The organism is Cupriavidus sp. DF5525, from assembly GCF_040149425.2.
GTDB classification, from domain to species: domain Bacteria; phylum Pseudomonadota; class Gammaproteobacteria; order Burkholderiales; family Burkholderiaceae; genus Cupriavidus; species Cupriavidus pickettii_A.
Window position 1 is genome coordinate 2,296,320 of record NZ_CP168266.1, and the last position, 22,604, is coordinate 2,318,923.

The window sequence follows — 22,604 nt, forward strand, 5'->3', positions numbered from 1 at the left end:
GGGTCCGTCCGCCCGTCAGCCGCAGAACTCCGCCAGCAGCCGCTCCCGGTCCTGGTCCAGCGCAGGCGGGTTCCGTACCCCTGAAAGCGCCTCGACCGTCCCGATCTTGACCGGGTTGCCGGCCACCTGCAGCGCCTTGCCGTCGCCAATGCCGATATCGAGGATCATCCCGCGCGACTGGACATGCGGATTGCTGACCAGCTGCGGCACGCTGTTCATCGGGCCATGCGGCACGCCCGCGGCTTCAAGGACCGCCTCCCATTCGGCCGTGGACGCGTCGGCGAGCCGCTGTTCCAGGCAGGCTTTGAGCGCGACATGGTGCTCGTTGCGCGCCGGCACGGTAGCGAAGCGTTCTTCCTGCGCCCATTCGCCACGGCCGAGCGCGTCGCAGAGCTTCGCGAACAAGGCGTCGTTGCCGACCGCGATGACGATAAAGCCATCGCTGGTGGCGAACATGTCGAACGGGGTAATCGACGGGTGCCGGGTGCCGAGTGGCTTGGGCACGCCCCCGGTCGCGGAATAGCGGGCAATCGGGTTTTCCAGCAGTGCGACCTGGCAATCGAGCATGGAAATGTCGACCCGTTCGCCGAGGCCGGTTTGCACCCGCTCGAGCAGCGCCGACTGGATGCCGATGGTCGCATACAGGCCGGCCCCGATATCGCCAATGGAAACGCCCACCCGCGCCGGATTGCCGCCCGCCTCGCCGGTCACGCTCATCAGCCCGCCCATGGCCTGCACCACCATGTCGTAGGCCGGGCGGGCGCGATACGGGCCGGTCTGCCCGAAGCCGGATATCGAGGCATAGACCAGCCGCGGGTAGCGGGCGTGCAGGGCTTCCCAGGTGTACCCCAGCTTCTCCATGACGCCGGCGCGGAAGTTCTCCACCAGCACGTCCGCCGTGGCGAGCATGCGGTCAAGCACCTTGCGGTCGTCGGGGTTCTTGAGGTCGAGCGCGATCGATTCCTTGTTCCGGTTGATCGACGCGAAGTAGGCCGACTCGCCGTCGACGAACGGGCCGACCTGCCGCGAATCGTCGCCGCCGGCCGGGTTCTCGATCTTGATCACCCGCGCGCCCAGATCGGCAAGCATCATCGTGCAGTACGGGCCGGCGAGCACCCGTGTCAGGTCCACCACGGTCAGTCCCGCGAGGGGGAGTTGGCCACTTGCTGTTGTCATTACGCTCTCCGTGGTTTAGTCGATCTTTGCGCCGCTCGAGACCGCCAGGTCGACACCGAGCCTGCCTTCGCGCGCCGCGTACTCGCGGAACTCCGCCACCGAGCCCGATACCGAGACCTCATCGCCTTGCGCCAGGAACCGCTTTTTCAGTTCGGGATCCGCCATGACTTTCCTGGTCGCGGCGAACAGCTTGTCGATGATCTCCGGGGGAGTCTTTGCCGGGGCAAACAGTCCATACCAGGCTGACAGGTCATAGCCCTTGACCCCGCCTTCGGCGATGGTCGGCAACTGCGGGTTGGCCGGCGAGCGCTGGCCGGAGGTCACGGCGATGGCGACGACCTTGCCCGTGTCGATCATCGGCTTGACCGACGGTGCGGTGCCAAAGGTCAGCTGCACGTCGCCGGCAGCGACCGCCTGCGCCGACGGCGCCCCGCCCTTGAAGGGCACGTGCGTCATCTGCACGCCGGCCAGCCTGGTGAACTGGACGCCGGCCAGGTGGGTAATCACGCCGTTGCCGGAAGAGGAGTAGTTAAGCGCCCCCGGTTGCGCCTTGGCCCGCGCCACCAGCTCGGCCACATTCCTGATGCCGGTGTCCTTGTTGACCGCGAGGATCATCGGCGCCGCCACCAGCCGGGTAATCGGGATGAAGTCCGAAGGCTGGTACCTGATGTTCTTGTAGAGCACCTTGTCGCCGCCCATCAGGCTGGCCGTGGCGATGTAGAGGGTATAGCCGTCCGGCGGCGCCTTGGCGGCGAACTCCGCGGCAATGGTGGTGCCGGCGCCGGGCTTGTTGTCCACAATCACGGGCTGGCCCAGCTCGCGGCTGAGCGCGTCGCCATACAGGCGCGCCGTGTTGTCGGCGCCGCCACCGGCGGGGAAGCCAATCACCAGGCGGATGGGCTTGGTCGGGTAGTCAACCGGCGCGGCGTGGGCCGACACGGCCAGTGCCAATGCGGCCAGCGCCGCCAGGTGGATTGCGGTCGTCGTCATGGGGTCGTCTCCTCCGTAGCTGTGGTGCTACTTTCCGTTGAATACCGGCTTGCGCTTTTCTTTCCACGCAGTCGCGCCTTCGCGGAGGTCCGCGGAGGTTTCCGAGCGATGCATGTCCCGCTGCAGCGCGTCGGCATCGAGCGCGCCACGGGAAATGGCGTTCAGGTGTGTCTTCATTCCCAGCAGGGCGATCGGCGCCATGCCGGCAAGCTGGCTGGACAGTTCGTCCACGCGAGCCTGCAGCATCGGGGGGTCAACGATTTCGGTGAGGAAGCCGATGCGCAGCATCTCCCGCGCATCGATCTTGTCTGCCGTAAGGAACAGGCGCTTGGCGGCGTTCAATCCCAGCCGGGACACATAGCGTTCCATGCCGCCGCGATAGAAGTGCAGGCCCAGCCGCGCCGCCGGCATGAACATGTCGCAGCCGGGTACGCCGATACGGAAGTCGCACGCCAGGCAGAGATCCGTAGCGCCGCCATACACGCCGCCGTTGATGGCCGCGATGGTGACGGGGCGGGCCGCCTCGATGGCGTCCATGACCTCGCCGAAGTTCAGGGCGCCTTCGTCCGACTTGCCGGCGAGGGCGCCGATGTCATAGCCGCTGCAGAAATATTTGCCCGAGCTGACAAAGCGGAGCACCAGCACCCGTTCCATCGCATTGACTGCGTCGATGTGCTCGCGCAGCCGCCCGAGGTCGCCGGGACTGAGGCGATTGGCGACTTCCGGGCGACGCAGGCAGATCGTTGCGACCGGACCGTCAAAAGTCAGCAGTGGTGCGTTATCATCCATCCCGTAATATCTCCATAGGCCATCTGATATATTCATGAAGCCTACAGATATTTCTGATATGGGACAAACAGGTGTATACCCGTGCAATCGCTACAAGACCAGATTAGAGAAAGCGTCGTTTCCGCCATCCAGACCGGCGCCTTGCGCCCGGGCGCGCAGATTGACGAGAAAGCGCTGGCCGACAAGTTCGACAGCTCGCGGACCCCGGTTCGGGAAGCGCTGCTGATGCTGGCCGCGCAGGGGCTCATCACGATCGTGCCGCGCGCTGGCATGTTCGTGCACAAGCCCAGCGCCGCTGAGCTGGTGGCCATGTTCGAGACCCTCGCGGAAATGGAAGGGGTGGTGGCCCGGCTGGCGACGCAAAGGATTTCGCCGGCGGGCAAGAAGGTACTCGCGCAGGCACACGAGGCCGCCGGACTGCATGTGGCGGCAGGCGATACGGCGGGCTACATCGAGGCGAACCGCAAGTTCCACGACGTGCTGTACCAGGCCGCGGCAAACCCGTTCCTGTCCGAGCAGATCGTCCAGCTGCGCCGGCGGCTGGCGATCTACTGGCAGCAGAAGGGGCTGATCAACGATGCGCGCGTGCCGAGTTCATATCGGGAGCACGGCTATGTGGTCGAGGCGGTGGTCGCCGGCAATCCGGATGCTGCGGCGGAGGCCATGCGTACCCATATCTCGGCCGGAGGCAAGGCCATTGCTGACCTGGTGCTGCTCGCGGGTGTCGAAGCCGCATAGGCCGGACCTCAGGCATTACAGCGCCGTCGTCTCCCGCTTGCGCGGCGCCGGCCGGCGCGCGTCGGGCACCCCCAGGGTCTGTTCCAGCACGTCCAGGAACACCCGCACGCTGGCCGGCATCAGCTTGCGCGCCGGCATCAGCACATAGACCTTGAGCGGCGACGAGGTATAGGCCGGCAGCACCCGCACCAGCTGCCCCTCCCCGACCTGGTCCTGCACGAGGCGCGGCGACAGCCGCACCACGCCCAGGCCGTCGATGGCCGCCTTCATCCGCAATTCGGCGTTGTGCGTGCAGATGCGGGGTTCGACATCCACGCGCGCGATCTCCACGCCGTCGCGCAGGAATTCCCAATACTTGTCCTCGGGATGGCCCAGCGTCGGCCAGCCTTGCAGGTCCTGCGGCGTGCGCGGCAGGCCGCGCGCACGGATCAGCGCCGGTGCGGCAAAGAAGCCGCGGTCGATCAGCACCACGCGCTTGCTGGCGAACGAGGTGTCGTGCAGGCCGGTATTGGTCATCACGAACGCCAGGTCATAGCCGTGGCGGATCAGGTCGGGCTGATCCCAGCTCACGTCGACCTGCACGCGCAGGGCAGGATGGGCGCGCAGCAGGCGCGTCAGGCTTTCCGACAGGTGCTGCGAGCCGACTTCATACGGGGTGGAGATGCGCAACAGGCCGCTGACTTCCGCGCTGACCGAGGCGGCCTCGGCGCTGATCTCGTGCAGTTCGGCAAACAGCGGCGCGACGCGCTCGTACAGGCGCTGGCCGCGCTCGGTCACGCGCACGCGGCGCGTGGTGCGTTCGAACAGGCGGATGCCGAGCTGGCTTTCCAGCCGCGCCACCGCGGCGCTGGCGGACGACTTGGGAACCTCAGCCAGTTCGGCGCCCTGGGTGAAGCCACCGCCCTCTACCACGCGGCAGAAAATTTCCCAGTCCTTCCATTCGATTGTCTTCATGCGGCGCCTCGTCGTTGCAGCGCCGCCGGTCCCGCTCCGGCGTGGGCGTCAGGAAGGCGGCGCTTGCGCCGCGATTGTCCCACAGGGCGAACAATGGCGCAGGCGGCCGGCGGCACGCTACAGGCTGGTTTCCAGGCATTCCCTCCTGAAGACCTACACCGGCCCGGCGCCTGGCGACTAATCTTCGACATGTGTTGCCGGAGACCCGCCCCATGACCCAGCCCTTCCCGCCCCTCGCCTGCCTGGCCGGCAATTTCGCGCCGATCCTGATGGAGTGCGACGCACACGACCTGCCCGTCAGCGGCGAGCTGCCGCGCGCGCTGCACGGCACGCTCTACCGCAACGGCCCGAACCCGCAGCATGCCCCGCGGGACGACCAGTACCACTGGTTTATCGGCGACGGCATGGTCCATGCCTTCCATCTCGAAGACGGGCGCGTGCGCTACAACAACCGCTGGGTGCGCACCAACAAGTTCGGGCGCGAACGCGCCGCCGGGCACGCGCTGTTCGGCAGCTGGGGCAACCCGGGCACCACCGATCCGTCGGTGCAGGGGCAGGAAGACGGCGTCGCCAACACCCATATCGTCTGGCATGCGGGCAAATTGCTGGCGCTGGAAGAAGCCGACCTGCCGGTCGAGATGGACCCGCACACGCTGGCCACGCGCGGCAACTGCAGCTATGGCGGCAAGCTGCCCGGCGCCATGACCGCGCACCCCAAGATCGACCCGGTCACCGGCGAGATGGTGTTCTTTGCCTATGCCGCCACCGGGCCGTTCACGAAAACCATGCGCTACGGCGTGGTCGACGGCGACGGGCGTCTAACGCGGCTGGAACACTTCGAGGCGCCTTTCGCCAGCATGATCCACGACTTCATGGTTACGCAGCGCCATGTGCTGTTCCCGGTCATGCCGCTGACCGGCAGCATGGAACGCGCCGTGCGCGGCGAGCCCGCCTATGCGTGGGAGCCGCACCTGGGCACGCATATCGGCATCATGCCGCGCGGCGGCAGCCCGGCGCAGCTGCGCTGGTTCCGCGGCGAGCCCTGCTATGTGTTCCACGTGATGAATGCGTGGGAAGAAGGCGAGCACATCGTTGCAGACGTGATGCAGTACGAGAGCGCGCCGCTGTTCAACGCCGCCGCGGAGGGCGCCGACAACCGCGCGCGCCTGTGCCGCTGGAGCTTCGACCTGGCCGGCAACACCGACAGCTTCACGCGCGCATGGATCGACGACATGCCCGGCGAATTCCCGCGCATCGACGAACGCTTTTCAACACGGTCCTACCGCCACGGTTATTTCGCATCGCGCCAGCACGGAGCCACGGAGCGCGGCACCTATGACACGCTGGTGCACCTGGACCTGCGCACCAACACGCGCCGCACGCACCAGTTGCCAGCGGGCGATGCCGTGTCCGAACCCGTGTTCGTGCCGCGCGCGCCGGACAGCGCGGAAGGCGACGGCTGGCTGCTGGCCACGGTGTACCGCGGCGCCGAGCATCGCAGCGACCTCGCCGTCTACGACGCCAGTGCCATCGAGACCGGCCCGGTCGCGCTGGTCCACCTGTCGCACCGCGTGCCGTTCGGCTTCCACGGCAGCTGGCGTCCGGCCGCCTGAGCCGCGCCCGGCTTACCCGAACATGATGACCGAGCGCGCCAGCTCGCCGCGGCGCAGTTCGTCGAAGGCGTCGTTGATGCGTTCCAGCGGCAGGCGCTGCGCGATCAGCTCGTCCAGGTGCAGCTTGCCGGCCATGTAGAAGTCCACCATGCGCGGCATGTCCACCGGGAAGCGGTTGGAGCCCATCAGCGAGCCCTGGATGCGCTTCTCGGCAAGGAAATCACTGCCCTTCAGTTCAATCTTGACGCCCGGCGCGATCATGCCGATCATCGTGGCCGTGCCGCCGCGCCGCAGCATGGCGAAGGCCTGCTCGGTAGTCTGCTTCAGGCCGATGGCCTCGAAGGCGTGGTGCACGCCGCCGCCGGTCAGCGTGCGCACCGCGTCGGGCACGTCGGCATTGCCTGCGTCGATCACATCGGTAGCGCCGAACTTGCGCGCCAGCTCCAGCTTGGCCGGCACGCGATCGATGGCAATGATGCGCCCGGCGCCGGCAATCGCGGCGCTGTTGACCGTGGCCAGCCCGATGCCGCCGCAGCCGATCACGGCCACGGTTTCGCCCGGCTGGACTTTGGCGGTATGGATCACCGCGCCCATGCCGGTGGTCACCGCGCAGCCGATCAGCGCGGCGCGGTCCAGCGGCATGTCGCGGCGGATCGCCACCAGCGCGTGTTCGTGGATCAGCATCTGCTCGGCGAACGCCGACAGGTTCAGGAACTGGTTCATCGGCCCGCCCTGGCGCGCCATCAGGCGCGGCGCCTCGCCCTCGCGGCGGCGCGTATCGGGCTCGGTGCACAGCGACAGGTGGCCGGTCAGGCAATGCTCGCAATGGCCGCAGTAGGCCGACAGGCAGGTGATGACGTGATCGCCGGGCCTGACCGTGCGCACTTCCGAGCCAACCTGCTCGACCACACCCGCGGCCTCGTGGCCGAGGATAGCCGGCATCGGGTACGGGTAGGCGCCATCGAGGAAGTGCAGGTCCGAATGGCACACGCCCACGGCGGCGGTGCGCACCAGCACTTCACGCGGGCCAGGCTTGCCGATGGCAACGTCTTCGATCGCGAGCGGGGTCTTGGGTTGATGCAGGACAGCGGCTTTCATGGAGCTCCTTTGCACACGCAACGAAGCGGAAAACCATACCCCCAAACCCCGGTTCAGGAAAGGCGCCGGGCAGCGCCGCAGGGGGTCTATAGCTCTTCCTTGATCGGGAGCACACGCAGCACGCCGATGCCCAGATGCTGCAGCGGACCCATGTCGGGTTCGCTGTCATAGACAGTGAGCTGGCCTTTCTCGCGCGTGGTCCAGGTCAGGCGCGGATTGCCGCCGTCGCCATCGGTCTGCAGCCCGACGCGGTAGGCCATGTCGAGCAGCCCGTCCTCGGTGGACTTGATCATGCGTTCGGCCAGCGCGGGGCTGTCCAGCACGATGCCCATCTCGGTATTGAGCTTGGCCGAGCGCGGGTCCATGTTGAGCGAGCCGATAAACACCAGGCGCCGGTCAACGATGTAATTCTTGGCATGCAGGCTGGCGCGGCTGGAAGACAGCCACGAGCGCGAGCGCGAACCGCGCGCGGACTTGCCGCGAGCCGCAAGCTCCGCGTAGGCGCTCGGCTTGAGCTCATACAGTTCTACCCCGGCGGCCACCAGCGCCTGGCGGTGCGGCGCATACCCAGCGTGGACCGCGCTCACGTCGGTGGCGGCGAACGAGTTGGTCAGGATGCGCACGCGGATGCCGCTCCCGGCCAGCGCGATCAGCCATGCCTCGCCGTCGTCGTCGGGCACGAAGTACGGTGAGATCAGCAGGACCTCCTTCTGCGCGCTGCCGATCATTTTCTCGAGCCGGGCGGTGGCATGGCCCGGCTCGTCGTCGGTCTGGTGCGTGATCTTGGCGGCCTTGTCGGAGACCACGGTGGCCTTGCCGGTGTAGCCGGGCATGTGGCCGCTCTCGATGCCCTTGGCCAGGCCGGAATCCAGCAACTCCTGCACATAGGGGCTGGTTTTCGCGAGGTCGCCGCGCGCCTCCAGCCGCTTGCGCAGGTTGCGCATCTCGACCGGTGCCTCCTTGCCGGCGGGGATCAGCGCCACGACCGGGTACGAGGACTCATCATTCCAGTATTCGTCGAACACGGCCGACACCTGCGGCACCGCGGGCCCGGCGATCAGCACGTCCAGGTCGCTGAAGTCCATGTCGGGGCGGGCGGAAAAGTAGGCGTCGCCGACATTGCGCCCGCCCACCAGCGACATCTGGTTGTCCACCGTCATCGACTTGTTGTGCATGCGCCGGTCCAGCCGCTTGAAGCCCACCAGCATTTCCAGCCAGCGCATGCTGCGGTTGGCGAACGGATTGAACAGGCGCACTTCGATATTGGGGTGGGAATCGACCGCCGACAGGACCTCGTCCAGTCCGCCGGTTTTCAGGTCGTCCAGCAGCAGCCGCACGCGCACGCCGCGGTCGGCTGCATCGATGATGTCGCCCAGCACCGCGGCGCCGGTGCCGGTGGGCTCGAAGATATAGGTCTGCAGGTCCAGGCTGCGCTCGGCGGCGCGCGCCATCGCCAGCCGCGCGGCCAGCGCGTCGGGCCCGGAGGCGAGGGGATAGAACAGCGACTCGCCGGGATGCTGCGCCAGGCGCCGCGTGAGCACCTTGCCCAGCGACGTGTCGGCCGTGTTGGCGGGCGCGGTCGAGGGGGTGCGCTGTGCCGAGGCCGGCAGGCTGGTGCAGCCACCCATCGCGGCGGCCCCCAGCGTGAAGACCAGCGCGAGGGCAGCGAACCGGCGCAGGCGCGTGAGCCAGCCCGCGGTGCCTGGCCGCCTGGCATCGAACGGGAAATGGCAGAGCGTCTGGAACATCCGTCAAGGTCTCCCTGCGCCGGGGATGGGCGGCTGCACACGCCGGCCGGCGTGCAGCGCCCGCACCCTCCAAACATATACCGCGGTCCGTGGCCGCGGCAGCAGTGCCATTCCTTTCCGCACCGGGTGTTTGTCCTACACCGCACGCTGCCGCACCCTACGGAGCGGCGCCGGGCGCACATCACCGGCTGCACCTGAGACATAGGCCAGTCATCATGGGCGGCTGTTCACAATGTGCACAGTCCACGCCCATGCGCTTGCCGCGGCCCGGTGCAATCGGCTTGAATCGGCTCACCTTCCGGTACGGGAAGGATGGAGACAACGAATGAGCCTTTCCCCTTCCGCCGCGGCCGGCACCGCCAGCCGCACCGCCCTGTCCCTGTTGCTCGAGCCCGCTTCGATCGCCATCGTGGGCGCCTCGCGCGACACCAGCCGCATCGGCGGCGTGGCGCTGGACCACCTGCAGCGCCTCGGCTATCGCGGCACGGTCTACCCGGTCAACCCGCGCTATGCCGAAATCGCCGGGCTGGCCTGCTATCCCGACATCGAAGCGCTGCCGCACACCCCCGACGCGGCGGTGCTGGCGCTGGGCGCCGACGAGGTGCTGCCGCAACTGCGGCGCTGCCACGCACGCGGCATCCGCGCCGCGATCCTGTACGCCTCCGGCTTTGCCGAGGCGGGCGAGGCCGGCGCCGCGCGGCAGGCCGAGCTGACCGCCTTTGCACGCGAGACCGGCATGGCCATCGCCGGCCCCAACTGCATGGGCCTGGCCAACCTGACCACGCGCGCCATCACCGCCTTTGCCACCACCTTCCGCGCCTTCCCGCCGCAGGACGGCCCCGGCCACGTCAGCCTGCTGACGCAGAGCGGCAATGTCTGCGCCATCGTCTACGCCACCGGGCGCCAGATGGACGTGGGCTTCCACCAGTTCATCAATACCGGGAACGAAGCCTGCCTGGACTACGCCGACTACCTTGACTACCTGGCCGACGACGCGCACACCGGCGCCGTGGTCGGCTACGTGGAAGGGCTGCGCAACGGGCCGCGCTTTATCAATGCCGCCGCCCGGCTGCGCGCCGCGGACAAGCCGCTGATCGTGCTCAAGGCGGGCGAGAGCGAGGCGGGTTCGTCCGCCACGCAGTCGCATACCGCGGTGCTGGCGGGCAACCAGGCGATCTATCGCGCCGCGTTTGCGCAGCTGGGCGCGATGCAGGCGAGCGATCCGACGCACCTGACCGACCTCGCCCATCTGGCGGGCTTCCGCCAGCGCAGCGCCGGGCGCCGCGTGGTAGTGGCATCGGTCTCCGGCGCGATGGGCGCGCTCTCCGCCGACCTGCTCAGCGCCGCCGGGCTGGAAGTGCCGCGCCTGGATGAAGGGGTGCAACAGCGCCTGCAGGCGGCGGTGCCGGAGATCGGCGCCACCGCCAACCCGGTCGACATGACCGGGCAACTGTTCAACCGCGAGGGCCTGGCCCATGCGGTGCTAAACGAGCTGGCCGCCGCCGACGGCATCGACGCGATCTTCCTCTACGCCACTGCCTACCTGCTCGACCGCATGGCCGACGAGCTGGTCGCCGTGGCCGGCCAGACCAACCGCCTGATCGTGGTCGCCACCACCGGCGAGCCCGCAAGCCGCGCGAAGCTGGCCGCCGCCGGCGTCGCGCTGTTCCCCGACTGCGCGCGCGCGGCCAAGGCGCTGGGTACCTATGTCGGCTGGTTGGGCACGGCAACACCAACCGCGCATTGGATGGCGCTGCGCCAACAGGCCACCACCGGCGCGGCCGGCTACCTGCCCGCCGAGACGCTGGACGAACACCAGGCCAAGCAATGGCTGTCAGGTTTCGGCGTACCGGTTGGCGCCGAAGCCGCTGCGGCCACGCCACAGGAAGCCGCGGCGGCCGCCGATGCCATCGGTTACCCCGTGGCGGTCAAGGTGCTGAGCCCGGACATCGCCCACAAGACCGAGATAGGCGGCGTTCGGCTGGGCCTGGCCGATGCGGCGCAGGTGCAGGCCGCGGCCGCCGAGGTAGTAGCCGCCGCCACCCGCGCCCTGCCACAGGCGCGCCAGCGCGGCGTGCTGGTGCAGAAGATGGCCGGCGGCGTGTGCGAGCTGATCGTCGGTGTGACGCGCGACCCGGTCTTCGGGCTGGCCATGACGGTAGGCCTGGGCGGCATCTTCACCGAGATCTTCCACGACGTGGCGCACCGCCTGCTGCCGGTGGACCGCGACATGGCGCGCGAGATGCTGGCCAGCCTGCGCGGCTACCGGCTGATGACCGGCTTCCGCGGCAAGCCGCCTGCCGACATCGATGCCGCAGTGGCCGCCATTGCCGGGTTGTCCGATGCCGCCATGGCGCTGGGCGACGGCCTGGCGGAAATGGAAGTGAATCCCCTGCTGGTGCGCGAGGCCGGCCAGGGCGCCGTGGCCCTCGACGCGCTGGTGCTGATGGCCCCATCCCATCCCGAAGGAGGTGCGCAATGAAGACGGGCATAGCCAGGACGGCCGCCGAAGCCATCGACGACCGCCGCCGCCGCGGCACGCTCGCCCTGCTGGGGCTCGGCGCGCTGGGGCCGCTGGGCGCACTGGCACCGCGCCAGGCGCACGCCAGCGGCTTCCCGGCGCAGCCGGTCACGCTGATCGTGCCTTTCGCCGCGGGCGGCGCCACCGACACCCTGGTGCGCACGCTGGCCGAAGGCGCCAGCAAGACGCTGGGCCAGCGCGTGGTGGTGGAGAACCGCCCGGGGGCGGCCGGCGTGCTGGGCGCCAACGTGGTGGCGCGCGCCAAACCCGACGGCTACACGCTGACGATCATGCCGGAGCCGGTGTTCCGCCTGCCCCACCTGCAGAAGACCCAGTTCGACCCGATGCAGGATTTCACCTACGTGATCCACCTGACCGGCTACACGCTGGGCGTGGCGGTGCGCGAGCAGGCGCCGTGGAAGTCCTGGCAGGAGATGGTGGAAGACGCGCGCAAGCGCCCCGGCGCGATCAGCTACGGCACCACCGGCACCAACAGCACCATGCACGTGACCATGGAAGAGGTCAGCCAGAAGCTCGGCATCCGCCTCAACCACGTGCCGTACAAGGGCGAGTCCGAGATCATCACCGCGATGATGGGCCAGCATATCGACCTGGGCGTGACCGCGGGCGGCATCGGGCCCTACGTCGACAGCGGCAAGGCGCGCTGGCTGGTGCTGTGGACCGCCGCGCGCTCGCGCCGCTGGCCCGCGGTGCCCACGCTGCGCGACGTGGGGCTGGACATGGTGTCGACCTCGCCCTTCGGCATCGCCGGGCCGCGCAACCTGGACCCGCAGGCGGTGCAGGTGCTGCACGACGCCTTCCGCAAGGCGCTGAACGATCCGGCCATGCAGCAGATGCTGGAGCGGTTCGACCAGGAAACCGCCTACCTGAGCAGCACCGACTACGCCGCCTTCGCGCGCCAGCGCTATGACAGCCAGGGCAAGCTGGTGAAGCGGCTCGGCCTGAGCGCCAATCCATGATCCCGGAGCACCGCATGCCATACCGATCGATCTTCCATCGCGGGCTGTTCGCGGGCCGCACCATCCTCATCACCGGCGGCGGCAGCGGCATCGGCCGTTGCACCGCGCACGAGCTCGCCAGCCTGGGCGCGGGCCTGGCGCTGGCCGGGCGCAAGCTCGACAAGCTCGAACAGGTAAAGGCCGAGATCGTCGCCGCCGAGCCCGAAGCCGCCAGCCGCATCACGCTGCACGCCTGCGATATCCGCGACGAAGCGCAGGTGCGCGACACGGTGGCCGCGATGTTGGCCGCGCATGGCCGCCTCGACGGCCTGTTCAACAACGCCGGCGGCCAGTTCCCGTCGCCGCTGCGCGATATCAGCCTGAAGGGCTGGGAAGCGGTGGTGCGCAACAATCTGACCGGCGGCTTCCTGGTAGCGCGCGAGTGCTTCACGCAATGGATGGAAGCCAACGGCGGCGCCATCGTCAACATCATCGCCGACATGTGGAATGGGATGCCGGGGATGGGCCACTCCGGCGCGGCGCGCGCGGGCATGCTGTCCTTCACCGAGACCGCCGCCTGCGAATGGGCCGCGGCCGGCGTGCGCGTCAACGCGGTCGCGCCGGGCTGGATCGCCTCGAGCGGCTTCGACACCTATCCGCCCGAGTTCCAGGCCAAGATCCGCCAGCTCGCGCGCAAGGTGCCGCTGCAGCGGCTGGGCACCGAGGCCGAGGTATCGGCGGCGGTGGTGTTCCTGCTGTCGCCGGCGGCGTCGTTCATCACCGGCTCGACCCTGCGCATCGATGGCGGCGTGCCCAATGCCAAGCACACGTGGGCGTTGCCCGAGCACCGGCGCTCGCAGCCGTTCAACGGCTTTCCGCTCTACACGCTGCCGCAGTGCCTGACACCGTCCGCCGAAGGATCGACACCATGATCCTGCAGCCGCCCAACCCGCGCTATTACAGCGCTGACCATGAATCGTTCCGCGCCAGCGTGCGGCGCTTCTTCGAGAAGGAAGTCGCCCCGCATGCCGAAGCCTGGGACGAAGCCGGCAGTTTCCCGCGCGAGCTGTACCGCAAGGCGGCCGAAGCCGGGCTGCTGCAGCCGGGCTTTCCGGAGGAATATGGCGGGGCGCCCTGCGATGCCTTCTACCGCATGATCCTGTTCGAGGAGCGCGCCTGGGGCGGCTCGGGCGGCATCGCTTCGGGGCTGTTCTCGCACACCATCGGCGCGCCGCCGATCGCGGCGGTGGGCAGCGATGCGCTCAAGGCCCGCGTGCTGCCGCAGATCCTGTCGGGCGAGAAGATCTCCGCGCTGGCGATCACCGAGCCCGGTGCCGGCTCCGACGTGGCGCAACTGACGACCAGCGCGCGCCGCGAGGGCAACCACTACGTGGTCAACGGCACCAAGCTCTACATCACCTCGGGCATGCGCGCGGACTACATCACGGTGGCCGTGCGTACCGGCAGACCGGGCTCTGGCGGCGTGTCGCTGCTGCTGGTCGAGGGCGATACACCGGGCCTCACGCGCACGCCGCTGAAGAAGATGGGCTGGTGGGCGTCGGACACCGCGCAGCTGTTCTTCGAGGACTGCCGCGTGCCGGTGGAGAACCTCATCGGCGAGGAAGGCAAGGGCTTCGCCGCCATCACCCGCAACTTCAACCACGAACGGCTGGCGCTGGCCGCAGCCGCATGCGGCTATGCGCAGGTCTGCTTCCACGACGCGCTGGCCTGGGCGCGCGAACGCCGCACCTTCGGCAAGCGGCTGGCCGACCACCAGGTGGTGCGCCACCAGCTGGTCGACATGGCCGCCCGCATCGAAGCCACGCGCGCGCTGCTCGACGACCTGGCCGCGCGCCTGGACGACGGTGCCGCGCCGGTGGCGCAGATCGCCATGGCCAAGAACCAGGCCACGCGCACCTTCCAGTTCTGCGCGGATCGCGCCGTGCAACTGCTTGGGGGCATGGGCTATATGCGTGGCAGCCGGGTCGAGCGGCTGTATCGCGAGGTCAAGGTGATGATGATCGGCGGCGGCGCGGAGGAGATCATGAAGGACCTGGCAGCGAAGCAGCTGGGGCTGTAGCGGCGGGGTGCGAGCTATCCTTGTTGGGGCGCGCGATGCATACGCGCTGCGCGCCCTTTAATCGACGCCCGATTTCGCCCGATTTCGCCCGAGGACAGCACGATGCACCTTCACCACCGGCTTGTTTCCCTTGCCCTGCTGGGCGCTCTCACCGCACCACTTGCCAATGCCGCCAGCTTCGACTGCGGCAAGGCGCGCCTGCCGGATGAAATCGCCATCTGCGCCGACCGCGCACTCAATGACAAGGACGTGGAGCTGAGCACCAAATACAAGCTGCTTAGCGGGCTGTTTGCAATGGGGGTGCGGGGCGACATGCAGGACAAGCAGCGGGCGTGGCTGAAGCAGCGGCGGCAGTGCGGGCGCAATGTCGAATGCCTGAAGCAGCGGTATAACGAGCGGATCGCGGAGTTGGATAAGGTGTATGAGGGAATTCAGAAGCCGTTGTAGGGTTGTTCGCTTGACACCGTCAGGCCCAGCGCTGCCAGCACGGCGGAAGCCTCTTCCTTGATTTGCGCGTCGATCCGGGCACGAACGAAGTCGAAGCAGACAGGGCAGGCTCCAGCAATCCTTAGGCGAGTCAGGCGAACAGCGTAGCGCGAGCGGGCTACGCGAGCCATCCGTTGCTTTCACCACAACACCCCACCCCGCAGCTTGACGCCCCACCCCGGCCTAGGCATCATTCGGACTTTTCGTAAATGCGAATTATTCGCATTTGTATCTACATTCGCCTTTTGGCCCACTCGCCTCACCCTGCCTCATGAGCCGCCCAGTCATCCGCGCCGCGCATTTTCGCGCACCCAAACCCCGCCATTTCGCCGTGCTGGCGCAACTGGCCGTCCTGACTGGTTTCCCCGCAGCGGCCGCCCTGGCGCAGCAAACCACCTCCCCGGCCGACGCGCAGTCGCTGCCCGCGGTGACCGTCACCGCCACCGCGGTGGACGATTCCGGCCTGCAGCTTGAGAAAAAAGCCAGCGCCGGCGCGCTCGGCTCGCGCACGCAGCTGGACACGCCCTACTCCACCACCATCGTCACCGGCGAAGACCTCGCCGACCGCCAGGTCAGCAAGCTGGGCGACGTGTTCGCGATGGACGCCTCGGTCACCGACAACAGCAACGGCTACAACAGCTGGTCCAGCTACCTGACCGTGCGCGGCCTGCAGATCGACTGGCAGAACGGCTTCAAGATCAACGGCCTGCCGTTCGTGGCCTACGGCATCACGCTGCCGTACGAGCATCTGGAGCAGGTGGAACTGCTCAAGGGCCTGCCGGGCTTCATGTACGGCTTTGCCACGCCGGGCGGCATCGTCAACTACGTCACCAAGAAGCCGACCGACACCTTCACCGCCTCGTTCGAGCTCGGCTACCGCGCCGCCAACGTGTGGAGCGAGCACGTCGACCTGGGCGGCCGCGCCGGCCCGAATAACATGTTCGGCTACCGCCTGAACGCGACGCACGAGGAAGGCACACCCTACAACGCGCGCAATATCAAGCGCGACACGGTGTCGCTGGGCCTGGACGCACGCCTGACCAAGGACCTGACCTGGACCTTCGACTCGATCTACCAGGACCGCCGCGCCACCGGGCAGATGCCGTCGTTCAGCTTCTGGAGCTACGGCGACACGGCGCTGCCGGCCGCGGTGTCGGGCCGCATCCGCAATTTCGCCGGCGCCGACCAGCACTTGAACACCAACCTACAGCTCTACACCACGGGCCTGCGCTACCAGGTCAATCCGGACTGGGCGGTCAGCACCAACTACAGCTTCACCAAGGTCAACCGCAGCCGCAACGAGAGTACCTACAACCTGCTGAACCAGGCTGGGGACTACAGCGACATGCGCTTCGACACCGCGCAGAACCAGCAGGTGGGCCAGTGGCAGGCGATGCTGGAAGGCAAGTTCCGCACCGGCCCGTTCGGCCACCAGCTGGTGGCGGGCCTGTCGTGGCAGAAGCAGATCGACCGCTATGACAACAACGGCTTCGGCGCTGTGATCGGCACCGGCAATATCTTCTTGCCCAATACCAACACGTACTTCAGCTCGACGGCGTTCAACAAGGTGCGCAACAGCGACATCACGCAGAAGTCGGTGTTTGCCAGCGATACCGTGCAGCTGACCGAGCGCTGGTCGGTGCTGGCGGGCCTGCGCGTGACCAACTTCGAGCAGAACGGGTATGTGCCGGTGACGTCGAGCTACAGCAAGAGCGCCGTGGTGACGCCCACACTCGCGCTGATGTTCAAGCCGGTGCCGACGGCCACGGTCTATGCCAGCTACGTGGAAGCGCTGGAGCCGGGCTCGATCGTGCCGGACGGTTATACCAACGCGCGCCAGCTGCTGAGCCCAATTCGCAGCAAGCAGTATGAAGTTGGCGTCAAGGCCGACCAACAGAAGTGGAGCGCCACGGCGGCCGCTTTCCGGATCGAGCGCGGCGCGGAGTATGACAGCATCAGCGGCGGCGTGCCGACGCGTCAGCAGGACGGCACCTCGATCTACCAAGGGGTGGAACTGGCGGGTGTGTATCGCCTGGGTTCGCAGTGGGAATTCGGCGCCAGCGCGATGTACCTGGACACCTACTACGACAAGGGCAACCCCAACAGTGGCAACCGCGTTGCTGGCGCGCCGGACTTCGTGTTCGCCGGCCGCGTGAGCTATCGCGTGCCGTTCGTGCCGGGGTTGCGTCTTGGCGTTGATGGCAAGTACACGGGGGGCACCAAGCTGAATGCGACTAATACGCTGGAGACGGCTGGCTATACGGTGTTTAACGTCGGTGCGACCTACAACACACGCGTTGCAGGCAAGGACGTGACGCTGCGTGCGGCGTTGAACAACCTGACTAACAAGCACTACTGGGGCTTCCAGTATGAGAACTACCTGCAGCCGGGGGATCCTCGCAGTGTTAGCTTGACGGCGAGGATTGCTTATTGAGTTGTTGTTGTAGCTGGATGGTGTGCCTTGCAGAACCCTGCTCTTCGGAGTGGGGTTTTTTGTTTGGTGGCTCGATAGCTCTCGCTGCTGGTGACATGTTGTCGTTGCTTGAACCGCTTGGTTCAACGGCGACATGTCACCAGCAGCGAGAGCCGTCGAGCATCGACCGACGCATGCCGCAGGCACCAGCCGCCAACGCCTCCCCCTCTTCAGGGAAATCGAATGTTGACAATCAAGAATCCATGATCTACAACATCGTCTACACATACACGAATTTTTGTCGACAATTTAGTAGACAGTACAACAACCCACTCAAGGCGCACAAAAGAGCCACACGGCCGCACGTTCGCCTATCGTCAAGACAACCATCTGCCAGGAGACTCAGATGATGCAAACGAGCGCCACGCCAACCGACGCGCCAGACGTGCAAGCCGGGCACGCCCCCCACGGCAACGCCCTGATCAAGCCGAGTTACGACGACCGCCTCACCAACGAAGACCTGGCCCCCCTGCGCAAACAAACCTGGGGCACCTACAACATCTTCGCCTTCTGGATGTCCGATGTGCACAGCGTTGGCGGCTACATCACCGCCGGCAGCCTGTTCGCGCTCGGCCTGACGAGCTGGCAAGTGCTGGTATCGCTGCTCGTCGGCATCCTGATCGTCCAGTTCTTCTGCAACCTGGTCGCCAAGCCCAGCCAGGTGACCGGCACGCCCTATCCGGTGATCTGCCGCGCGTCGTTCGGCGTGCTCGGCGCCAACATCCCCGCCGTGATCCGCGGCCTGATCGCGGTGGCCTGGTACGGCATCCAGACCTATCTCGCGTCGAGCGCCTTCCTGGTGCTGGCGCTGCACTTCTTCCCGGCACTTGCGCCCTATTCCGACGTCAAGCTGCATGGCTTTGCCGGCCTGTCCACGCTCGGCTGGGCCGCGTTCATGGTGCTGTGGGTGCTGCAGGCGCTGGTGTTCTGGACCGGCATGGAAACCATCCGCAAGTTCATCGACTTGGCCGGCCCGGCGGTGTACGTGGTGATGATCGCGCTGGCGATCTGGCTGGTCAGCAAGGCCGGCTGGGAGAACGTCAACTTCACGCTGAGCTTCATCAAGTACACCGGCTGGGAAGCGGTACCGGTGATGCTGAGCGCGATCGCGCTGGTGGTGTCGTACTTCTCTGGCCCGATGCTGAACTTCGGCGATTTCTCGCGCTATGCCAAGGACTTCAAGTCGGTCAAGCGCGGCAACTTCTGGGGGCTGCCGGTCAACTTCCTGGGCTTCTCGCTGCTGACTGTGATCACCACCTCGGCCACGCTGCCGGTGTTCGGCAAGCTGATCACCGACCCGGTGGAAACCGTCAGCCATATCGACAGCACCTTCGCCATGCTGCTGGGCGCGTTCACCTTCATGACCGCGACCATCGGCATCAATATCGTCGCCAACTTCGTCTCGCCGGCGTTCGACTTCTCCAACGTATCGCCCAAGCACATCAGCTGGCGCACCGGCGGCATGATCGCCGCGGTGGCATCGATCTTCATCACGCCCTGGAACCTGTACAACAACCCGGCCGTGATCCACTACACGCTCGATGTGCTGGGCGCCTTTATCGGGCCGCTGTTCGGCATCCTGATCGCCGACTACTACCTGGTGCGCCGCCAGCACGTGGAGGTCGACGACCTGTACACGCTGAGCCCGCGCGGCCGCTACTGGTACCGCAACGGCTTCAATCCGGCAGCGGTGGCCACCATGATCCCGGCCGCAATCATCCCGATCCTGTGCGTGGTAGTGCCCGCGTGGCAGCCTGCGGCCAACTACAGCTGGTTTATCGGCATGGGTATCGCGCTGGTGCTGTACCGCCAGCTGGCGCCGCGCATGATGGCTGCCCACTTCGGCAACCGCGCCGCCAGCCAGGCCTGATCCCGACCGCCCCATCCATTCGACCGCACCTTCGCAGAGCCGCGTCCATGAAGCTGAAGATCATCAATCCCAACACCACCCAGACCATGACCGAGAAGATCGGCCAGTGCGCCGTTGCCGTGGCGGCGCCGGGCACGCGCATCAGCGCGGTCAGCCCGCGCATGGGACCGGCCTCGATCGAGAGCCACTATGACGAGGCGCTGTCCGTGCCCGGCATCCTCGACGAGATCCTGGCCGGCGAGCAGGAAGGCGTGGACGGCTACGTCATCGCCTGCTTCGGCGACCCTGGGCTGTATGCGGCGCGCGAGGTGGCGCGCGGGCCCGTGATCGGCATTGCCGAGGCCGCGATGCATATGGCCAGCATGGTCGGCAGCAGCTTCAGCGTGGTGACCACGCTGGCGCGCACCTGCAATATCGCCTGGCACCTGGCCGAGCGCTATGGCATGGAGCGCTTCTGCAACAACGTGCGCGCCTGCGACCTGCCGGTGCTGGAGCTGGAGCGCCCGGGCTCGGACGCGCGCCGCATCATCACCGAGGCCTGCCGCCGCGCGCTCGCCGAAGACCGTAGCGAATGCATCGTGCTCGGCTGCGCCGGCATGACCGACCTGTGCGACGAGATCGCCGACGCCATCGGCGCGCCGGTGATCGATGGCGTGGTGTGCGCGGTCAAGATGGCCGAGGCGCTGGTCTCGGTGCGCCTGGCCACCAGCAAGCGCGGCGATTGGGCGCGGCCGCTGCCCAAGGCGTACGCCGGCATGCTGGCGCCTTATGCGCTCAACTGACCTTCTTTCGACCCCCTCTTCCTGCCAAAGCAATATGCTCCAGCCACGCTACCCACGCGACCTGATCGGTTACGGCGCGCAGCCGCCACACGCCCGCTGGCCCGGCGGCGCCCGCATCGCCGTGCAGTTTGTCCTCAACTATGAAGAAGGCGGCGAGAACTGCGTGCTGCACGGCGACGCTGCCTCCGAACAGTTCCTCTCCGAGATCGTCGGCGCCGCGGCCTACCCCGACCGCCACATGAGCATGGAGGGGATCTACGAATACGGCTCGCGCGCCGGCGTCTGGCGCATCCTGCGCGAGTTCGAGAAGCGCGGCCTGCCGCTCACCATCTTCGGCGTGTCGATGGCGCTGCAGCGCCATCCTGAACTGACGCGCGCCTTTGTCGAACTGGGCCATGAGATTGCCTGCCACGGCTGGCGCTGGATCCACTACCAGGGCATCGACGAAGCCACCGAGCGCGAGCATATGCGCATCGGCATGCAGATCATCAAGGAGCTGACCGGCGAGATGCCGCTGGGGTGGTACACCGGCCGCGACAGCCCGAATACGCGCCGGCTGGTGGTCGAGCACGGCGGCTTGCTGTACGACTCCGACTACTACGGCGACGACCTGCCCTTCTGGACCGAGGTGGAAGTCACCAGCGGCGAGAAGAAGCCGCACCTGGTGGTGCCGTACACGCTGGACTCCAACGACATGCGCTTTGCCACGCCGCAGGGCTTCAACACCGGCGAGCAGTACTTCCAATACCTGAAGGATGCGTTCGACGTCCTATATGAGGAGGGCGATCCCGGTGGCCTGGACAGCCCGAAGATGCTGTCGATCGGCATGCACTGCCGCCTGCTCGGCCGGCCGGGCCGCTTTCGCGCGCTGCAGCGCTTCCTCGACTATGTGCAGGGCCATGACAAGGTGTGGATCTGCCGCCGTGTCGAGATCGCGCGGCACTGGGCGCAGGCGCATCCGTGGCAGCCGGCGAGCCGCGCGGATACCGTCGGCAAGCTACGCGAGGAAGCCGCCGCGGCCTGATAGCGCCGTGCGCGTCGCCATATTTGTGTACGATATAGCCGGATTTCGTCGCCAGTTCCGGCGACAGGCTGAATGTCCGTACCCTGATATGGCAACCACATCGAAGAAGGCGGCGCCCGACGCGGCAGCCAGGGCGCCGCGCCGGCCCGCAACGAAAGCCCCGGCCAGGGCCGCAACCAAGGCCAACAATGCCGCACCGGATGAAGCCGCGGGCACAGAGGCCAGCGAAGCCTCCGCCACCGAGGCCATCTACCTCGGCCTGCTGACCGCCATCATGGAGCACCGCCTGCTGGCCGGCACCAAGCTGGTGGAAGAACGCCTGTGCGAAGTCACCGGCGCCAGCCGCGCCCGCATCCGGCAGGTGTTCGCGCGCCTGGCGCATGAGAAGCTGGTCACGCTGGTGCCCAACCGCGGCGCCTTCGTTTCCAGCCCCACGGTGGACGAAGCGCGCGAGGTGTTCCAGGCACGCCGCGTGGTCGAGCCCGCGCTGGCCGCCGAGCTTGCACAACGCGCCACGCCGGCCAAGGTGCGCAGCCTGCGCCGCCATGCAATGGAAGAGGACAACGCGCGCGGCCGTGGCGACCGCGCCGCGATGATCCGCCTGTCCGGCGAATTCCATATCCTGCTGGCCGAGATGGCCGGCAATGCGATCCTGGAAAAGCTGATCCGCGAGATGGTCTCGCTGACCTGCCTGATCATCACACTGTATGACCGCCCCGGCGCCCCCGCCTGTGCCGAGCACGAGCACCGCCAGCTGATCGACGCGATCGAACAGCGCGACGCCGCGCGCGCCAGCGCGCTGATGGCCGAGCACCTGGAACACATCGAAGCCTCGCTCGACCTGAGCATGCCCGACAGCGGCGCGCCGGATTTCTACAGCATCTTCAGCAAAGGCTGATCCGCACTAGACTGCATCCAACGCCACCGCCGACCCGGAGACGCGCCATGGATGCAGCAGAACCCGCCACCCCACCCGCCACGCCGGCTCCGCAGGTGGTGCCCAACGGCTATCGCCAGGGCATCATCACCGCCATCACCGTGCTGTTGGGCTTCTCGCTGGCGTTCTGGCGCTTCTGGGGCTTCGAGACCCCTGGCCACTGGAACCTGCGCGCGCTGTTCGCCGCGGTCTCGCTGCTGGCCGCTGTGTCGCTGCAGATCGTCGCGCTGTTCCGCGCGCTGCGCATCGAGGACGACGCCGTCGAGGAATACCGCAAGACGGTGCGATGGTTTATCGCCTCGGCCGTGGCGCTGCTGGTCGGGCTGGGCGTGGCGATGATCGATGCGGCGCTCGCACCGTAAGAGA

The 22,604-nt window shown here is 67.4% G+C and carries 19 protein-coding genes; 13 read left to right on the forward strand and 6 right to left on the reverse strand.

Features of this window, described 5'->3' with window-relative positions:
* Window positions 1-15: 15 nt before the first annotated feature.
* From ABNX08_RS31690 to ABNX08_RS31700, 3 genes are read right to left on the reverse strand one after another with little or no spacing between them, the layout of a single operon-like run.
* On the reverse strand, window positions 16-1,176 hold the full coding sequence (locus ABNX08_RS31690; RefSeq protein WP_022539755.1) for a CaiB/BaiF CoA-transferase family protein: 1,161 nt from the start codon (window positions 1,174-1,176) through the stop codon (window positions 16-18).
* A 15-nt stretch (window positions 1,177-1,191) separates the two neighbouring features.
* A complete protein-coding gene (locus ABNX08_RS31695) occupies window positions 1,192-2,166 on the reverse strand; it encodes a tripartite tricarboxylate transporter substrate binding protein (RefSeq protein WP_022539756.1) in 975 nt (324 codons plus the stop codon).
* A gap of 27 nt (window positions 2,167-2,193) precedes the next feature.
* The gene (locus ABNX08_RS31700) at window positions 2,194-2,955 is read right to left on the reverse strand and encodes an enoyl-CoA hydratase/isomerase family protein (RefSeq protein ID WP_022539757.1); all 762 of its coding nucleotides are present in this window, start codon (window positions 2,953-2,955) and stop codon (window positions 2,194-2,196) included.
* A gap of 81 nt (window positions 2,956-3,036) precedes the next feature.
* On the opposite strand from ABNX08_RS31700, the gene ABNX08_RS31705 reads away from it, so the two are divergent.
* Window positions 3,037-3,693 carry a GntR family transcriptional regulator gene (locus ABNX08_RS31705; protein WP_022539758.1) on the forward strand — a complete coding sequence of 219 codons (657 nt, stop codon included), beginning with the start codon at window positions 3,037-3,039 and terminating at the stop codon, window positions 3,691-3,693.
* Window positions 3,694-3,708: 15 nt separating this feature from the next.
* On the opposite strand, the gene ABNX08_RS31710 is transcribed toward ABNX08_RS31705, so the two are convergent.
* A complete protein-coding gene (locus tag ABNX08_RS31710) occupies window positions 3,709-4,647 on the reverse strand; it encodes a LysR family transcriptional regulator (protein WP_022539759.1) in 939 nt (312 codons plus the stop codon).
* A gap of 212 nt (window positions 4,648-4,859) precedes the next feature.
* Here ABNX08_RS31710 and ABNX08_RS31715 point away from each other — a divergent pair, with 212 nt between their 5' ends.
* Complete coding sequence (locus ABNX08_RS31715; RefSeq protein WP_022539760.1) at window positions 4,860-6,260, forward strand: carotenoid oxygenase family protein; 1,401 nt, start codon at window positions 4,860-4,862, stop codon at window positions 6,258-6,260.
* 12 nt (window positions 6,261-6,272) lie between these two features.
* On the opposite strand, the gene ABNX08_RS31720 is transcribed toward ABNX08_RS31715, so the two are convergent.
* A complete protein-coding gene (locus ABNX08_RS31720; RefSeq protein WP_022539761.1) occupies window positions 6,273-7,358 on the reverse strand; it encodes a Zn-dependent alcohol dehydrogenase in 1,086 nt (361 codons plus the stop codon).
* Window positions 7,359-7,444: 86 nt separating this feature from the next.
* The gene (locus ABNX08_RS31725) at window positions 7,445-9,106 is read right to left on the reverse strand and encodes a phospholipase D family protein (protein WP_022539762.1); all 1,662 of its coding nucleotides are present in this window, start codon (window positions 9,104-9,106) and stop codon (window positions 7,445-7,447) included.
* A 325-nt stretch (window positions 9,107-9,431) separates the two neighbouring features.
* Between ABNX08_RS31725 and ABNX08_RS31730 the strand changes: the two genes are divergently transcribed.
* From ABNX08_RS31730 to ABNX08_RS31780, 11 genes are all read left to right on the forward strand, one after another.
* On the forward strand, window positions 9,432-11,588 hold the full coding sequence (locus tag ABNX08_RS31730) for an acetate--CoA ligase family protein (RefSeq protein WP_022539763.1): 2,157 nt from the start codon (window positions 9,432-9,434) through the stop codon (window positions 11,586-11,588).
* Window positions 11,585-12,607, forward strand: a complete 1,023-nt coding sequence (locus ABNX08_RS31735) for a tripartite tricarboxylate transporter substrate binding protein (protein ID WP_022539764.1) — start codon at window positions 11,585-11,587, stop codon at window positions 12,605-12,607. Before ABNX08_RS31730 ends, ABNX08_RS31735 begins: the two co-directional genes overlap by 4 nt.
* 14 nt (window positions 12,608-12,621) lie before the next feature.
* Window positions 12,622-13,518: an SDR family oxidoreductase gene (locus ABNX08_RS31740; protein ID WP_041682253.1), complete on the forward strand. Its 897-nt coding sequence runs from the start codon at window positions 12,622-12,624 to the stop codon at window positions 13,516-13,518.
* Complete coding sequence (locus tag ABNX08_RS31745; protein ID WP_349607265.1) at window positions 13,515-14,666, forward strand: acyl-CoA dehydrogenase family protein; 1,152 nt, start codon at window positions 13,515-13,517, stop codon at window positions 14,664-14,666. The genes ABNX08_RS31740 and ABNX08_RS31745 overlap by 4 nt, the downstream gene beginning before the upstream one ends.
* 102 nt (window positions 14,667-14,768) lie before the next feature.
* Window positions 14,769-15,113: a lysozyme inhibitor LprI family protein gene (locus ABNX08_RS31750; protein ID WP_022539767.1), complete on the forward strand. Its 345-nt coding sequence runs from the start codon at window positions 14,769-14,771 to the stop codon at window positions 15,111-15,113.
* 310 nt (window positions 15,114-15,423) lie between these two features.
* Window positions 15,424-17,586, forward strand: coding sequence for a TonB-dependent siderophore receptor (locus tag ABNX08_RS31755; protein WP_022539768.1), 2,163 nt, complete (start codon window positions 15,424-15,426; stop codon window positions 17,584-17,586).
* A 385-nt stretch (window positions 17,587-17,971) separates the two neighbouring features.
* Window positions 17,972-19,495 (forward strand): NCS1 family nucleobase:cation symporter-1, encoded by a 1,524-nt coding sequence (locus tag ABNX08_RS31760; protein WP_022539769.1) that lies wholly within the window; start codon window positions 17,972-17,974, stop codon window positions 19,493-19,495.
* 47 nt (window positions 19,496-19,542) lie between these two features.
* The gene (locus tag ABNX08_RS31765; RefSeq protein ID WP_022539770.1) at window positions 19,543-20,277 is read left to right on the forward strand and encodes an aspartate/glutamate racemase family protein; all 735 of its coding nucleotides are present in this window, start codon (window positions 19,543-19,545) and stop codon (window positions 20,275-20,277) included.
* A gap of 34 nt (window positions 20,278-20,311) precedes the next feature.
* A complete protein-coding gene (puuE, locus tag ABNX08_RS31770; protein ID WP_022539771.1) occupies window positions 20,312-21,301 on the forward strand; it encodes an allantoinase PuuE in 990 nt (329 codons plus the stop codon).
* 88 nt (window positions 21,302-21,389) lie between these two features.
* The gene (locus tag ABNX08_RS31775) at window positions 21,390-22,199 is read left to right on the forward strand and encodes a GntR family transcriptional regulator (RefSeq protein ID WP_041681871.1); all 810 of its coding nucleotides are present in this window, start codon (window positions 21,390-21,392) and stop codon (window positions 22,197-22,199) included.
* A 47-nt stretch (window positions 22,200-22,246) separates the two neighbouring features.
* Window positions 22,247-22,600, forward strand: a complete 354-nt coding sequence (locus tag ABNX08_RS31780) for a hypothetical protein (protein ID WP_022539773.1) — start codon at window positions 22,247-22,249, stop codon at window positions 22,598-22,600.
* The last annotated feature ends 4 nt before the right edge of the window (window positions 22,601-22,604 follow it).